The following is a 208-nucleotide window of genomic DNA, read 5'->3' on the forward strand; positions in this document are numbered from 1 at the left end:
TCAGCGTATCGACCAACGATGTGCTGCTTGGCGCCGCTTGGACCGGCGGCGTTTCAATGACTCTGGACACCAATACATTGCCGCTAGCATCAAGGTAGCGAATGGTTACACGCAATACAAAGCCCACATCATTGCTGGTTGGGGTGTAAGCGCTATCATTAGAGAGTTGCGATGTGGTGCCATCCGCTTCAACCCTTGACCAATCGTG

General features: G+C 52.9%; 1 protein-coding gene. It reads right to left on the reverse strand.

Features of this window, described 5'->3' with window-relative positions; all coding sequences use genetic code 11:
- Positions 1 to 208 (reverse strand): hypothetical protein (locus tag ACTRWI_RS22960; protein WP_499133973.1); only part of this gene is annotated, 208 nt, incomplete at both ends.

It is taken from the genome of Pseudoalteromonas sp. G5_S1_14_S5 (assembly GCF_054968605.1).